Origin of the sequence: Roseivivax sp. THAF30 (assembly GCF_009363575.1) — a bacterium.
Taxonomy (GTDB): domain Bacteria; phylum Pseudomonadota; class Alphaproteobacteria; order Rhodobacterales; family Rhodobacteraceae; genus Roseivivax; species Roseivivax halotolerans.
The window spans coordinates 2247019-2260236 of the sequence record NZ_CP045389.1; the positions used below are offsets into that span (position 1 = coordinate 2247019).

The window sequence follows — 13218 nt, forward strand, 5'->3', positions numbered from 1 at the left end:
ACCTGCTCGTTCAGGGCAGGAGTCGACATGACGGAATTCGCGGATATCGACGGCACGTGCATCGCGTATGAGCGGCAGGGCAGCGGCCCGCCGCTCCTCTTGTTGCATGGTTTTCCGCAGACCCGTGCCATGTGGCGCCCCATCGCGAAGACACTGGCGCAGCGCTTCGACGTGATCGCTGCGGACCTGCGCGGCTATGGCGCGAGCGACAAGCCAGAGGGCGTTAAAGCCATGTCCTTCCGCGCGATGGGCCGCGACATGAATGGCCTGATGTCCGCCCTCGGGCATGAGCGCTACCAACTTGCTGGTCACGACCGCGGCGCGCGGGTCGCGCACCGGATGGCGCTCGACGCGCCGGACCGCATCTCCTCGCTGACATTGATGGATATCGTGCCGACGCATCACCTCTTGCGCGATCTGACGATGGAGGTGGCCTCGGCCTATTACCACTGGTTCTTCCTCGCCCAGCCCGCGCCCTTCCCCGAAACCCTCATCGGTCACGATCCCGACGCCTATTTCGAGCGCTGCCTTCTGGGTTTCGGCAAGGCTGCGCTCTCCGATTTCTCGCCCGAGCTTCTGGCGGAATACCGCGCGGCCTGGCGGGATCCGGCTGCGATCCGCGCGATGTGCGACGATTACCGCGCCGCGATCGAGGTGGATGTCTCGGACGACGCGCACGATCTCGACCGCTCTGTCACTTGCCCCGCCCTCGTCCTTTACGGCGCGGACGGCGCGATGGCGCGCCTCATGGATGTCCCCGAGACCTGGGCGCCACGACTTGCTGACATGCGCGCCAAGGCGATGCCCGGCGGACATTTCTTCCCCGATCAGGCCCCGGACGCGACGGCCGCAGTGCTGATGGACTTCCTGACAGGGCTCACCCCGATCTAAGCCGTGTCACACGATCCCGTCGAACCGCTCCGGCAGGCGATATTGCACGCCGTAATCGGGGCGGTCGAACTGCCAGAACCCCGTCTCTCCGCGTGGCTTCCAACTTTTCGCCATGTCGCGCCGGAGCCATGCGAGGTCGAAGCCCTCCCGCTCCTCGAGCTGCGCGAACGCCTCGAACACCGCCCGATCCTCGCCGCGCGCCTCGGCGAACCAGTGCCGCCCTATCGAGGTCTCCTTCACGCCGACACCGATCTCTTCGATGACGCGGTTGCGGCGATCCATCGCCGCCACGTATTGCGCGAAATCGCAGAACTTGAGGTGCAGCAGGTACATGCCCTCTGGGGCATTGAGGTTTTCGGCCTTGGCGTAATGCCCCCCGCGAGACAGCTGCGCGGGCCGGCCCAGCACACAGGGCTTCGAGTGATACGGCAGGAGCTTCACGTGCCGGCGCGGACCGATGACGTGATCCCCGACCGGAGCATCCTCGCGGTCGATCCGATGGAATACGTCGAGCCCAACGGGCGTATAGACGCGCCGCCGCGCCTTGCCCTTCAGCCAGCTCAGTAGCGTGTGCCCGGTCTCGGGGTCCATCACGACGATCTCGTCGACATCCCCCACGACCACATGCGCGTAATACCCCAGAAGCCCTTCGACCATGCGATTGAGAAGCCGCCAGCGCTTGCGCTCGAAATTGGGATCAGGATCGCCCGGCAGACCGATGACGTTGCACCCTTCCGCCATCCGCGCAACCGTCTCGCCGCGACCGTGATTGATGACGTAGCAGTTCTCGCGGCCGAACATCTCGCCATAATAGGCGAGCCATTTGTCCAGGAAGAAGGCGTCGTCCCTGACCATTGTCAGCGCGGCGGCGGTCGTCTGCATGTCTGCTCGAGGCCTCTTGCGGGTCGCGTCGGCGGCACTCTAGCGTCCGCGGCGCGCCCCGTCAGCCCTGCCCGCGCGGATCGAGCAGGCGGCGCAGCAATCCGGTCTCGCTGACCTGCCCGATCAGCGCGCCATTCTCCTCGACGCCGACCGGCGCATCGGCATCGGCGCAGCGCCGCATGACCTCCTCGACGCGCATGCCCGCGGGCACCCGGATCTCGGGCGCTCCGTTCGCGGGCTCCATCACGTCGCGCGCGGTCAGAACCCCTAACGGGTTCATGTGGGCCACGAACTCCGCCACGTAGTCGTTTGCGGGCTTTGAGTAGATGTCCTGCGGGCGACCACATTGCACGATCCGGCCGCCTTCCATGATCGCGATCCGGTTGCCGATCTTGAAAGCCTCGTCGAGATCGTGGCTCACGAAGATGATCGTTTTCTTCATCTCGCGTTGCAGATCCAGAAGCTCGTCCTGCAATTTGTTGCGGATGAGCGGATCGAGCGCCGAGAACGGCTCGTCCATCAGAAGGATTGGCGCATCCGTTGCGAAAGCCCGCGCGAGGCCCACGCGCTGCTGCATGCCCCCCGACAGATCACCGACCTTGCGGTCGCCCCAACCGTCGAGCCCGACGAGCCCGAGCTGCTTGTCCGCACGCTCGGCCCGCTCCGCCTTGGACAATCCGCCAAGCTCGAGCCCCAGCGCCACGTTGTCGCGCACCGTGCGCCACGGCAGGAGACCGAATTGCTGGAACACCATCGCCACGCGCTTGAGCCGCATCCGGCGCAGCTCCGCCTCGCTGGCATCGGTGACGTTGACCATCGCGCCGCCGTCGCTGACTTCGACCTTGCCGCGCACCACCGGATTGAGCCCGTTCACGGCCCGAAGGAGCGTCGATTTGCCGGAGCCCGAAAGCCCCATCAGAACGAGGATCTCGCCCTCTTCCACGTCGATGGAGCAATTGTGCACGCCGAGCACCTGCCCCGTCTCGCGTTGGATGTCGGGGCGGGATCTGCCCTGGTCCATCATCGGCAATGCGCGTTCCGGCTCGTCGCCGAAGACGATGGAGACGTTGTCGATCTTCACGGCATGGCTCATTTGCGGTCTCCCACGTTGAGAATGCGGTCCAGCATGATGGCGACGACGACGATCACGAAGCCGCTCTCGAAGCCGAGCGAGGTGTTCACCTGGTTGAGCGCGCGCACCACCGGCACGCCGAGGCCATCCGCGCCCACGAGCGCCGCGATCACCACCATCGAAAGCGACAGCATGATCGTCTGGTTGAGCCCGGCCATGATCTGCGGAAAGGCCGAGGGCATTTCCACCTTCCATAAAAGCTGGCGCGGCGTCGCGCCGAAGGCGGTCGCGGCTTCCTTCAGCGCGGTCGGCGTCGAGACGATCCCGAGATAGGTAAGGCGGATGGGCGCGGGCACCACGAAGATCACCGTCGCGATCAGGCCCGGCACCATGCCGATCCCGAAAAAGACGATGGCCGGGATCAGGTAGACGAAGGTGGGCAGCGTCTGCATCAGGTCCAGCACAGGCCGGAGCGCGGTATAGAGCTTGGGGCGATGCGCCGCCGCGATACCGATGGGCACGCCCACCCCCATGCAGACGACGCAGGCCGACAGGATCAGCGTCAGGCTCTCCAGCGTCTCGTCCCAGTAATCCTGGTTGAGCACGAAGAGAAAGCCGAGCGCAACGAAAAGGCAGATCTTCCAGTTGCGCTGCAGCGCCCAGGTAATCGCAACGAAAGCTGCGATGACGATGAAGGGATGCGGTGTCTCGAGCACCCAGAGGATGCCGTCGATCATGTGCTCCATCACCCAGGAGAGCCCGTCGAGCAGGAAACCCAGATTGCTGCGTATCCAGTCGAACACCGCCTCGGCGGTGTCGCCCACGGGAATCTTGTAATCGGTCAGCCAGTCGAGCATCTCGGGTCCGGTCCTCGTTGCCGTCGAATTGTTGATTGACGAGTCAATTAACCACGGCCTATCCTCGAATTGCAACCGAAGTTTCGGAAAAGCGGGGCAAGGGGCCGTATGGGCAAGGAAATCCAGCGTAAAAGCGACCTGATCGCCGCCACTCTGCGCGAAATCGGCGCGAAAGGCACGCTCAATGTGACGGTCGGCCAGATTGCCAAGCGCGCCGGCGTCTCTCCGGGGCTCGCATTTCACTATTTCGGCGACAAGGAGAAGCTCTTCCTCGCCGCGATGCGCTCGATCCTGACAGGGTTCCGGCGCGAGGTGGTGGAGGCGCTCAAGGGCGCGTCAGGCTCGCGCGCACGGATCGAGGCGGTCCTTCAGGTATCCTTCGCGAAGAGTCATTTCGAGGAAGGCGCGGTTGCGGCCTGGCTCAATTTCTACGTGCTCGCGCAGACTTCGGCCGAGGCGCAGCGGCTCCTGACGATCTATCACCGCCGGTTCAATTCGACGCTGCTGCACGATCTACGCCCTCTTGCCGGCGCGCGGGCGGAGGCGGCGGCGGAACGGATCGCGGGCCTCGTCGACGGGCTTTACCTGCGCTTCGCGCTGGATCGCACCAGCGTCGATTCCGCCCCCGCCATCGCGCAGGTGATGGCCGCGCTCGATATCGAGCTCTCCGCGAAATGACCCAGCAATGACCGCGCCTCGGCCAAATCCTGGCCCGAATGTCGCGCCAAGGTGCCGCCGCAGCGATGGAAGGCACCGCCCATGCGACACGTCCAGTTCGACCCCGCACCGCTCAAGACGCTGAAACTGCGCCGGCTCTTCGCGATCCAGTGCCAGGCATGGCGGCAATCGGGCCTGTCCGACAACGCCTTCGAGACACCGCTGACCCCTGCCGACCTTGCGCGGCTTCAGTCCCGCGCGACAGGCAGTCTCAGTCGCCCTCGGCTGGCGTGAGAGGGCGATAGCCTGTCGCCACGACGAACTTCTCCGAGGAATCGCTGCGCGAGGCGGGCGGCTTCACGTTGGCGACCTTGTCGAACCGCCGCTTCAGCAGCCCCTGAAGCTCGGCCTCCGCACCTCCCGCAAGCACCTTCGCAACGAAGGTTCCGCCCTCTTCCAGAACGTCGAACGCGAACTCCGCGGCCGCTTCGCAAAGTGCGACGATCCGCAGGTGATCCGTTTGCTTGTGCCCCGACGACGACGCGGCCATGTCCGACATCACCACGTCGGCAGAGCCGCCGAGCCAGGCTTTGACCTTGTCGTCCGCGCCATCCTCGAGAAAGTCGAGCTGGTGCAGCTCCGCCCCGGCGATGGGTTCGACCTCCTGCAAGTCGACGCCAAGGACCGTGCCTTGCGCCTTGCCCGATTTCTCGCCGAGCGCGTTCACCCGCGTCACCGCGACCTGACACCAGCCGCCCGGCGCGCATCCAAGGTCAACGACCCGCGCACCCGGCACGAGGAAGCGGTATTTGTCGTCAAGCTCGAGGATCTTGAAGGCCGCGCGGCCGCGATAGCCCTCGGCCTTGGCGCGCTTCACATAAGGATCATTGAGCTGCCGCTGCAGCCAGCGCGTCGAGGACGCGCGCCGCCCCCGCGCCGTCTTGACCTTGGTCTTGAGGTCACGTTGTCCGCGGCCCGAGCTTTTCCGTTCGCCTGGTTTGCGTGCCATGACTTCTGCTTCTTCTCTCAAATCTTGTCGGGACGTGTCCCGCGGTCAGTACGGTGCATCCTCGAGCACCCCGTCCGCCGACATCTGCGCGTAGAGCAGCCCCTCCCGCAAGCCCCTGTCCGCGACGGAAAGGCGGTCGGTCGGCCAGCAGCGCAAGAGCGCCTGCAGGATCGCCGCACCCGACATGATGAGGACGTGCCGGTCCTGCCCGATCCTCGGATCGCGTCGCCGGCCTTCGGGTCCCATCGACAGATAGCCCCGGATCACCGCTTCGATCTGGTCCGAACTCATCCTGAGACCATCGACCTTGGTGCGGTCGTAGCGCTTGAGCCCGAGATGCGAGGCCGCGACCGTCGTGACGGTGCCGCTCGTGCCGACGATCTGGAAGCCCTCGCGGGTCTGCTCGTCCTTGTAGGGGGCAAACTCGGCGAGGTTCTCCTCGAAATACCAGGACATCAGCGCATACCGCGCCGCGTCATCCTCCACGTCCGAGAATTGGTCCCGCAACGTCGCGACCCCCAGCGGCACCGAGATCCAGTCCACGACCTTCGCGGCCGGGAACGGGCTGTCGGGTGTGTGAAAGCCCGCATGCAGCCGCATGATCGCGCGCGGCCGGTCTCGTTTGGGCACCGAAGAGAGGTCGATCCAGACAAGCTCGGTCGAGCCGCCCCCGATATCGACCACCAGAAGCTGTTCGGTCCGGGTGGAGACGAGCGGCGCGCAGGAGATCACGGCAAGCCGTGCCTCCTCCTCGGGCTGGATGATCTCGAGCTCGAGGCCGGCCTCGCGCTTCACCCTGCGGATGAACTCTCGCGAATTGGCCGCGCGCCGGCAGGCCTCGGTCGCGACAAGCCGCATCCGCTTGACCTTGTGGCGGGCGATCTTCTGCTGGCACACCTTCAAAGCCGCGATGGTCCGGCCCATCGAGCTGCGCGACAACCTGCCCGTGCGCTCGAGCCCGTAGCCGAGCTGCACGGAGCGGGAGAAGCTATCGACCACATGGAACTGACTGCCCTTGGGCTGGGCGATCAGCATGCGGCAACTATTCGTGCCCAGATCGAGGGCGGCATAAAGCTCGCCCGGATCCGGACCTTCTGGCGCGGGGCTCTCAACCGGTGTCAGGAAAGCGCCCGCACCTTTGGGACGCTCTGGCGCCATGTTCATGCGCCTTTCCGTATGTCAACTTGGGGATAACGATACGCCTTCGGCGTCGTTTCGGCAACATGCGAATGGCCGGGTGCGCGCAGGCGGCGCGGGCCCTTGCCGCCCCGCTCCGGTCCCGCGATCATGGCCGCGACACGAGCCGACGGAAGCGAGCCATGCCGATCACCCTGCCCGACGAGGGCCTTTTCCTGCATCTCGGCGCGCATCGCACCGGGACCGGCTCTTTCCAGGAGTTCCTTTCGTCCAATGCCGATGCCTTCGCCGATCTCGGCGTGAACCTCGCCGTGGCGAACCGCGACGGGCAGGCACCGTCAACGCTGCGCCTGCGCCTTCCCGACGCACGGCACTTTCGCAAGGGACTGCTGGAAGAGCGCGCGGCTCTCCGGGACGAGGCGCTCACCGAGGCGCGTGTAAACTTGCGGGCCCGCAGCGTCATCTCCGAAGAGAACATCCCAGGCAGTTTCAACGCGATCTTCGCCGATGCGCCCTACCGCGCCGCGCGCGAGCGCATGGCCTTCCTTGCGTCTGCCCTGTCGCGCCCCGTGCGCCGCATCCTGTTCGTCACGCGCTCTTACGAGACCTTCTTTCCATCCGCGTATCGCAAACGGTGCGAATTCCGCAAAATCGCGCCGTTCTCCGATTACGCGCCCCGCTTCATGGAGGCGACGCGCGGCTGGGCGGATCTCGTCGAAGACATCGCCGCCGCGTTCTCACCTGGCGAGATCCTGGTCGCGCGCTACGAGGACCGACCGACCCACGAGGCGCTGCTGCATGCACTCCTGCCCGAAACCGCGCAAATGCGCTTCGCTCCGCTCGAGCGACGCTTCAACGTCTCAGCCACGGATGCCGCCTGCCGCGCGATGCAGGCAGCGTTCGAGAAGCCCCCCAAGCTTTCCCCCCGCGAGATCCGGGCGATCATTCACGCTCATGCCGACGACCGCAGCGGCCCGCCCATCGCCGAATTCTCCGACCGCGACCGGGCCGCACTCCGCGACCGCTATACTCGCGATCTCAACCGGATCGCGAAGATACCCGGCGTCACGTTTCTGGGAACATGAGCCGCGCTCATCGAAAGGCTGAGCCGTTTTCCGATCCCCGGCTGTGGCCCCCGCGGTTCAACCACGTATGATAGCCGACGTCGCCTGCGGGGTCTTGAGTGTCGAAATCCGACCCTTGGCCACGGAGCGCGCGCGATAGAGAAGCCGCATCACGTCAAAGGAACTCCGCTCCATGCCCGACGTCACCATCGTTTATTGGCGCGACATCCCTGCCCAGGTCATCGTGGGCAAGGGGCGCCGCGCCGAGAAGGTCCAGCTGCCCGAGCGTTTCGAGCAGGCGATCGACCGTGCGGCGATGAAATCGGGCGCAGCGGAGACCGATGCCTACCTCGCCGAATGGCGCAAGGGCACACCTTATGCCGTGGATGGCAGCCCCGCCGATGCCGCCGCCGCCGAGGCTGCGCGGATCGAAGCGGATTACGATCAGACCCGCCTCAAGGCCCTGATCGACAACCATGGCCGGAACTAGAAACCCGGTCCGGCGCGCGACGGAGGTCCTCATGGCGCTTCTCCCCTTCCGCACGAAATCCAGGTCCGCCGCACGGCGCGGTGGCGATCATCTGGCCTCTTTCCTCACCGGTCACTCGGTGGAGGTGATGCCGCGCACCGCCGAGAAGGTCGAGGATTTCCGCGCCCTATTCGCCCCCGAGACCCGCATCTACATCGCCCATATCGACGGCACGCCGATCGAGGACATGGTCGCGACTGCCAGGCGGCTCGCCAATGACGGATTTACCGTGATGCCGCACTTCCCCGCGCGCATCATCAAGGACGAGGCAACCCTCGCAGACTGGATCGCCCGGTACCAGGGCGAGGCGGGCGTGCATCAGGGCCTCATTCTCGCAGGCGGCGTGACCGAGCCGCATGGCGACTTCCATTCCTCGATGCAGCTTCTCGAGACCGGGCTATTCGACAAGGCCGGCTTCGACCGCCTGCACGTCGCCGGTCACCCCGAGGGCAACCGCGATATCGACGCCGATGGCAGCGAGCGCTCGGTCATGGAGGCCGCCCGCTGGAAACAGGCCTTCACCGAGCGAACCGATGCGAAGATGGCGATGGCCACGCAATTCGCCTTCGAGGCCCAGCCGATCATCGACTGGACCGATCGCCTGCGTGAGAACGGCGTGACCCTGCCCGTCCATGTCGGCCTCGCCGGCCCCGCGAAGCTGCAGACGCTCATCAAGTTCGCCATCGCCTGCGGTGTCGGCCCCTCGCTGCGCGTATTGCAGAAGCGCGCGATGGACGTCACCAAGCTCGTCCTGCCCTACACGCCCGACGAAGTGGCGCTGGAGCTTGCGCAACACAAGGCGGCGAACCCGGGCAGCCTGATCGAAGCGGCGCATATCTTCCCGCTCGGCGGCATCAAGCAGAGCGCGGAATGGGTGCAAGGCGTCATGGCCGACGCCCCCGCGCAAGCCAGCCTCTGAACGAAGGACCTCATGCCCGCGCTTCTCTTCGATCTCGACGGAACCCTCATCCACTCGGACCCGCTCCACGTGGAGGTCTTCGCCGAGATTCACCGTGAGCGCGGGCAGGACTTCACGCACGAGGATTACCTCGCGCGGGTGCATGGCCGCTCGAATGTGGCGATCTTCTCGGACGCATTCCCGGATGAAGACCCGCATGCGCTCGGCAAGGAAAAGGAAGCGCGGTTTCGCGCCCGCCTAGCAGACGGCGATGTGCCGGCGATGCCAGGCGGCGAGGCGCTGATGCGCCGGGCGCGGGATGCGGGCTGGGCGGTGGGCGTCGTCACGAACGCCCCGCGGGCCAACGCGGACGCGATGCTGGGCGCACTCGGCCTCGCAGAGCTTGTCGATACGCTCGTGATCGGCGATGAATGCCCGAAATCGAAACCGGATCCCTACCCCTACCAGGAGGCCCTGCGCCGCCTCGACGTGAGCCCGACCCTGGCGCTCGCCTTCGAAGACAGCCCTTCGGGGGCGCGCGCCGCCCGCGGATCGGGGGCCTACACGATCGGCATCCGGTCGAGCCTTGATGACAGGGCGCTCCGCCAGGCGGGCGCGCATGTGACCATAGAAGATTTCAACGATCCCGCGCTCGAGCCCGCGCTCGACCGCCTCATGAGACCAACAGGAGCCCTGACGCCATGACCCGCACCATTCTCGAGTCGAAGACGAAGACCGCGATCATCGGATTCGACCAGCCGTTCTGCGTGATCGGCGAGCGGATCAACCCGACCGGCCGCAAGAAGCTCGCCGCCGAGCTCGAAGCGGGCGATTTCTCGACCGTTGAGAAGGACGCGCTGGCGCAAGCCGCCGCCGGGGCGACGGTGCTCGATGTGAACGCGGGCGTTGTCTACAATTCCAACCCGAACCCAAACGAGACCGAGCCGCCGCTCATGCGGAAGATGATCGAGCTCGTGCAGGGCCTCGTGGATATCCCGCTCTGCATCGACAGCTCCGTGCCGGGCGCTCTGGAGGCTGGGCTCGAGACCGCCAATGGCCGCCCGCTCGTCAACTCCGTGACCGGCGAGGAAGAACGGCTCGAAGAGATCCTGCCCCTGGTGAAGAAGTATAACGTCCCGGTCGTGGCGATCTCCAACGACGATACCGGCATCTCCGAAGATCCCGACGTGCGCTTCGCGGTTGCCAAGAAGATCGTCGAGCGCGCCGCCGATTTCGGCATTCCCGCGCATGATATCGTCGTCGATCCGCTGGTCATGCCCGTGGGCGCGATGGCGACAGCCGGCCTTCAGGTCTTCACGCTGGTCCGCCGCCTTCGCGACGAGCTTGGCGTGAACACGACCTGCGGGGCCTCCAACATCTCCTTCGGGCTGCCCAACCGCCACGGCATCAACAACGCCTTCCTGCCGATGGCGATCGCCTCGGGCATGACTTCCGCGATCATGAACCCGATCGCCCTGCCCGTTCCCGCCTCCAAGATCGCCGAGAAGCGCGCCGAAGTCGAAGCGGCCGGAATCGCCCTGCCCGCAGACATGGACGACGAGGCGTTCTGCCAGATGTTCGGCCTCGGCTCGACGCTGCCGAAAGCGGGCAAGGAAATGGAAGCGATCCGCGCCGCCAACTTCCTCACCGACAACGACCCCTCCGGCGCGGCCTGGATCCAGTTCAACCGCGCGCCGGGCGCCGCCGCCGAAGGCGGCCGGGCCGGTGGACGCCGCCGCCGCCGCGCGTAGGCAACAAAAAGGCCGGGTCAGCGACCCGGCCTTTCCGTTTCGGCTTGATTGTCCGCCTTACGGAATGATCCGCGTGTATTTCGATCCCTCAAGGGTCGCGCCGAGCCGAAGGCCCGCCTGACCGAAGATCACCGCGATAACGGGTGAGGTGGAGGTCAATGTCTCGGCCGAAAGCGTCTCGCCGCCTTCGGGGATCGCGTATTCCACGTTGGCGCCTGCCGACCAACCCGGCGAGCGGCGGAAATTCGACAGCGCTTCCTGCGTCATGAAGAACAGCACATGCGCGTATTGCTGCGCGCCGATCTGCAAGCCACCCGAGGCTTTCGCGACCGAGTAGTAATCCACCGTCACCCCGCCGACGCGCAGCGCGCCGGTGCCATAAGCCCCGCCGATGCCGAGCCCCGCTTCGGTCACAAGCGGCATCACGAGGATACCCGAGGATTTCTCGCGAAGCTGGGTCGTGCCGGGATATTGGGAGTAAAGCGTGTTCAGCGTCGCATCGACCCGCGCGTCGATCCGCGCCGGGCCGGTCGATCCGACCCCGTTGTCGCAAGCGGCCACAAGGCCCGTAGCACCGAGACCGAGGGTAAAGCCGCGCCGGGAAAAATTGGTCATGTCATCTGCTCTTTTTATCTGAAGCCTCGTCGTGCGGGCGAAAGCCCCCCGATCTGATGCCGGGTCACGGCGAAACTACGCCGAATACGGCGCGCTGTCACCCGATATTGGGCTTTTTCGGCATGAAACCGCTAGCCGTTGAGGAGTTTTGCGGCGGCCGGAGCGAAATAGGTCAGGATCCCGTCGCAGCCGGCCCGCTTGAACGCCATCAGGCTTTCGAGCGTCACCCGGTCGCGATCGAGCCAGCCGTTATCGGCCGCGCCGGCCAGCATCGCGTATTCGCCCGACACCTGGTAGGCGAAGGTCGGCGCGCCGAAGGCCTGCTTCACCGCCGCGCATATGTCGAGATAGGCCATGCCGGGCTTGACCATGACCATGTCCGCGCCTTCCTCGAGATCGCGCGCGACGAGCCGCAGCGCCTCGTCGCGGTTGGCGGGGTTCATCTGGTAGGTCTTCTTGTCCCCCTTGAGCGCGCCCGATGCACCGACCGCATCGCGGAACGGGCCGTAGAAGGCCGAGGCGTATTTCGCGGCATAGCTCAGAAGGCAGACATCGCGGTGTCCTTCAGCCTCCAGCGCGGCGCGGATTGCGCCGATCCGCCCGTCCATCATGTCCGACGGGCCGATGATGTCGGCCCCGGCCTCCGCCTGCGAGAGCGCCTGCTTCACCAGCGCCTCGACCGTGCGGTCGTTGACGATCACCCCGTCTTCCACGAACCCGTCATGCCCGTCGACATTGTAGGGATCGAGTGCGACATCGGTCATCACGGCGATCTCGGGCACCGCTTCCTTGATGGAGCGGGTCGCCCGGTTCGAGAGGTTCTCGGGGTTCCAGGCTTCGGCGCAATCCTTCGTCTTCAGGCTCGGATCGGTGTAGGGAAAGAGGCAGATCGCCGGGATGCCCAGCGCATGCGCCTCGCGGGCGGCCTCCACCACCTTGTCCACCGACAGACGGCTCACGCCGGGCATCGAGGCGATGGGCTCCGCCACGCCCTCGCCATCGCGCACGAAGACCGGCCAGATGAAATCGGACGGCGCGAGCTGCGTCTCCTGGACAAGTGCGCGCAGCGCGGCACTCTTTCGAGGGCGGCGGAACCGCGTGGCGGGAAACGGAGCGTGAAGCGGCTGCATCGGAGGGCACCTTCGGAAAGATTGTCTTGGGACATAGGGGATGCACAGCCCTGCCCCGGAAGTCCAGCCCGAGCCCGCCCTGTGGCGCGGAACCCCGCCCCGCCGGTCAATCGCGCCATTGGCGTCGCGGCCCATTGCAGTGGTCTTCCACACGAGGAATAACGGTCCGGGCACAAAGACGAGCGCGTGGGGCAGGTTTGGACTGGCATCTCACAGTCATGGAAGTGATCGACTTGCGGTCGTTCTCGAACCTCTGGTTCTGGATCGCGCTTGCCGTCATGTGGTCGACCGCCAGCCATTGGGTGCTGGGCGTGCCCTACGACATGGTGGGCCGCGCGGCGCGCATGGGAGGCGAGTCGGAGGCCGACCTCGAGGACATGGTCCGCATCAACGTCAATCGCCTCCTCTACATCGCGGCAGAGGCGGGCCTGTGGATCACGGCAATCGGCACCTTCATGCTCGCTGCGCTTTGTGTCGCGGGCTTCTGGTTCGGCGTCGAGTTCGCGCAGGCCCTGTTCCTTCTCGGCTTTCCGATGTCGCTTGTCGGTCTTCTGTCCTTGCGCTCGGCGCATGTGATACGGGCGCGGAGCCTGTCCGGCCCTGACCTCAGGCGCCGGCTGACATGGCACCGGATCGGCGTGCAGGCGATCGGCATGGTGGCGATCTTCATCACCGCGCTCTGGGGCATGTATCAGAACATGGTGGTCGGCCCCTTCGGCGGTTGAC

The 13218-nt window shown here is 65.8% G+C and carries 16 protein-coding genes; 9 read left to right on the forward strand and 7 right to left on the reverse strand.

Translation table 11 applies throughout. From position 1 onward, the window contains the following. Positions 1 to 27 precede the first annotated feature (27 nt). On the forward strand, positions 28 to 891 hold the full coding sequence (locus FIU91_RS10940) for an alpha/beta fold hydrolase (RefSeq protein WP_152462470.1): 864 nt from the start codon (positions 28 to 30) through the stop codon (positions 889 to 891). Between the two features lie 6 nt (positions 892 to 897). Here the strand turns inward: FIU91_RS10940 and FIU91_RS10945 are convergent, their stop codons facing one another. The 3 genes from FIU91_RS10945 to choW all read right to left on the reverse strand — a co-directional run bounded on the left by FIU91_RS10945 (position 898) and on the right by choW (position 3702). Further along, positions 898 to 1773: a glycosyltransferase family 2 protein gene (locus FIU91_RS10945; RefSeq protein WP_152462471.1), complete on the reverse strand. Its 876-nt coding sequence runs from the start codon at positions 1771 to 1773 to the stop codon at positions 898 to 900. Between the two features lie 61 nt (positions 1774 to 1834). After that, positions 1835 to 2866: a choline ABC transporter ATP-binding protein gene (choV, locus tag FIU91_RS10950; RefSeq protein WP_093009883.1), complete on the reverse strand. Its 1032-nt coding sequence runs from the start codon at positions 2864 to 2866 to the stop codon at positions 1835 to 1837. After that, positions 2863 to 3702: a choline ABC transporter permease subunit gene (gene choW, locus FIU91_RS10955; RefSeq protein ID WP_152462472.1), complete on the reverse strand. Its 840-nt coding sequence runs from the start codon at positions 3700 to 3702 to the stop codon at positions 2863 to 2865. The genes choV and choW overlap by 4 nt, the downstream gene beginning before the upstream one ends. A gap of 108 nt (positions 3703 to 3810) precedes the next feature. On the opposite strand from choW, the gene betI reads away from it, so the two are divergent. Beyond that, positions 3811 to 4380, forward strand: coding sequence for a transcriptional regulator BetI (betI, locus tag FIU91_RS10960; protein ID WP_093009885.1), 570 nt, complete (start codon positions 3811 to 3813; stop codon positions 4378 to 4380). 81 nt (positions 4381 to 4461) lie between these two features. After that, positions 4462 to 4653 (forward strand): hypothetical protein, encoded by a 192-nt coding sequence (locus tag FIU91_RS10965; RefSeq protein ID WP_152462473.1) that lies wholly within the window; start codon positions 4462 to 4464, stop codon positions 4651 to 4653. Here FIU91_RS10965 and FIU91_RS10970 read toward each other — a convergent pair. Both FIU91_RS10970 and FIU91_RS10975 read right to left on the reverse strand, forming a co-directional pair. Next, complete coding sequence (locus tag FIU91_RS10970) at positions 4631 to 5368, reverse strand: RlmE family RNA methyltransferase (RefSeq protein ID WP_152462474.1); 738 nt, start codon at positions 5366 to 5368, stop codon at positions 4631 to 4633. The genes FIU91_RS10965 and FIU91_RS10970 overlap by 23 nt on opposite strands. Before the next feature lie 45 nt (positions 5369 to 5413). Beyond that, a complete protein-coding gene (locus FIU91_RS10975; protein ID WP_093010110.1) occupies positions 5414 to 6526 on the reverse strand; it encodes a Ppx/GppA phosphatase family protein in 1113 nt (370 codons plus the stop codon). A gap of 161 nt (positions 6527 to 6687) precedes the next feature. On the opposite strand from FIU91_RS10975, the gene FIU91_RS10980 reads away from it, so the two are divergent. The 5 genes from FIU91_RS10980 to FIU91_RS11000 all read left to right on the forward strand — a co-directional run bounded on the left by FIU91_RS10980 (position 6688) and on the right by FIU91_RS11000 (position 10747). Further along, positions 6688 to 7590, forward strand: coding sequence for a hypothetical protein (locus FIU91_RS10980; RefSeq protein ID WP_152462475.1), 903 nt, complete (start codon positions 6688 to 6690; stop codon positions 7588 to 7590). Between the two features lie 172 nt (positions 7591 to 7762). Next, on the forward strand, positions 7763 to 8059 hold the full coding sequence (locus tag FIU91_RS10985) for a virulence factor (RefSeq protein ID WP_093009889.1): 297 nt from the start codon (positions 7763 to 7765) through the stop codon (positions 8057 to 8059). A 31-nt stretch (positions 8060 to 8090) separates the two neighbouring features. Further along, on the forward strand, positions 8091 to 9017 hold the full coding sequence (locus tag FIU91_RS10990; protein ID WP_152462476.1) for a methylenetetrahydrofolate reductase: 927 nt from the start codon (positions 8091 to 8093) through the stop codon (positions 9015 to 9017). 12 nt (positions 9018 to 9029) lie between these two features. Next, positions 9030 to 9701, forward strand: a complete 672-nt coding sequence (locus tag FIU91_RS10995; RefSeq protein ID WP_152462477.1) for an HAD family phosphatase — start codon at positions 9030 to 9032, stop codon at positions 9699 to 9701. Continuing rightward, on the forward strand, positions 9698 to 10747 hold the full coding sequence (locus tag FIU91_RS11000; RefSeq protein ID WP_152462478.1) for a dihydropteroate synthase: 1050 nt from the start codon (positions 9698 to 9700) through the stop codon (positions 10745 to 10747). The genes FIU91_RS10995 and FIU91_RS11000 overlap by 4 nt, the downstream gene beginning before the upstream one ends. Positions 10748 to 10804: 57 nt before the next feature. Here the strand turns inward: FIU91_RS11000 and FIU91_RS11005 are convergent, their stop codons facing one another. Beyond that, a complete protein-coding gene (locus tag FIU91_RS11005; protein WP_093009893.1) occupies positions 10805 to 11362 on the reverse strand; it encodes a YSC84-related protein in 558 nt (185 codons plus the stop codon). A gap of 131 nt (positions 11363 to 11493) precedes the next feature. Further along, a complete protein-coding gene (hemB, locus tag FIU91_RS11010; RefSeq protein ID WP_152462479.1) occupies positions 11494 to 12492 on the reverse strand; it encodes a porphobilinogen synthase in 999 nt (332 codons plus the stop codon). A gap of 197 nt (positions 12493 to 12689) precedes the next feature. Here hemB and FIU91_RS11015 point away from each other — a divergent pair, with 197 nt between their 5' ends. Beyond that, complete coding sequence (locus tag FIU91_RS11015) at positions 12690 to 13217, forward strand: component of SufBCD complex (RefSeq protein WP_152462480.1); 528 nt, start codon at positions 12690 to 12692, stop codon at positions 13215 to 13217. The last annotated feature ends 1 nt before the right edge of the window (position 13218 follow it).

What these genes read in the sequence shown, in the direction of transcription:
- FIU91_RS10940 (WP_152462470.1), top strand. Translation starts at nt 28, where the DNA reads ATGACGGAATTCGCGGATATCGACGGCACGTGCATCGCGTATGAGCGG.
- FIU91_RS10945 (WP_152462471.1), bottom strand. Translation starts at nt 1,773, where the DNA reads ATGCAGACGACCGCCGCCGCGCTGACAATGGTCAGGGACGACGCCTTC.
- choV (WP_093009883.1), bottom strand. Translation starts at nt 2,866, where the DNA reads ATGAGCCATGCCGTGAAGATCGACAACGTCTCCATCGTCTTCGGCGAC.
- choW (WP_152462472.1), bottom strand. Translation starts at nt 3,702, where the DNA reads ATGCTCGACTGGCTGACCGATTACAAGATTCCCGTGGGCGACACCGCC.
- betI (WP_093009885.1), top strand. Translation starts at nt 3,811, where the DNA reads ATGGGCAAGGAAATCCAGCGTAAAAGCGACCTGATCGCCGCCACTCTG.
- FIU91_RS10965 (WP_152462473.1), top strand. Translation starts at nt 4,462, where the DNA reads ATGCGACACGTCCAGTTCGACCCCGCACCGCTCAAGACGCTGAAACTG.
- FIU91_RS10970 (WP_152462474.1), bottom strand. Translation starts at nt 5,368, where the DNA reads ATGGCACGCAAACCAGGCGAACGGAAAAGCTCGGGCCGCGGACAACGT.
- FIU91_RS10975 (WP_093010110.1), bottom strand. Translation starts at nt 6,526, where the DNA reads ATGGCGCCAGAGCGTCCCAAAGGTGCGGGCGCTTTCCTGACACCGGTT.
- FIU91_RS10980 (WP_152462475.1), top strand. Translation starts at nt 6,688, where the DNA reads ATGCCGATCACCCTGCCCGACGAGGGCCTTTTCCTGCATCTCGGCGCG.
- FIU91_RS10985 (WP_093009889.1), top strand. Translation starts at nt 7,763, where the DNA reads ATGCCCGACGTCACCATCGTTTATTGGCGCGACATCCCTGCCCAGGTC.
- FIU91_RS10990 (WP_152462476.1), top strand. Translation starts at nt 8,091, where the DNA reads ATGGCGCTTCTCCCCTTCCGCACGAAATCCAGGTCCGCCGCACGGCGC.
- FIU91_RS10995 (WP_152462477.1), top strand. Translation starts at nt 9,030, where the DNA reads ATGCCCGCGCTTCTCTTCGATCTCGACGGAACCCTCATCCACTCGGAC.
- FIU91_RS11000 (WP_152462478.1), top strand. Translation starts at nt 9,698, where the DNA reads ATGACCCGCACCATTCTCGAGTCGAAGACGAAGACCGCGATCATCGGA.
- FIU91_RS11005 (WP_093009893.1), bottom strand. Translation starts at nt 11,362, where the DNA reads ATGACCAATTTTTCCCGGCGCGGCTTTACCCTCGGTCTCGGTGCTACG.
- hemB (WP_152462479.1), bottom strand. Translation starts at nt 12,492, where the DNA reads ATGCAGCCGCTTCACGCTCCGTTTCCCGCCACGCGGTTCCGCCGCCCT.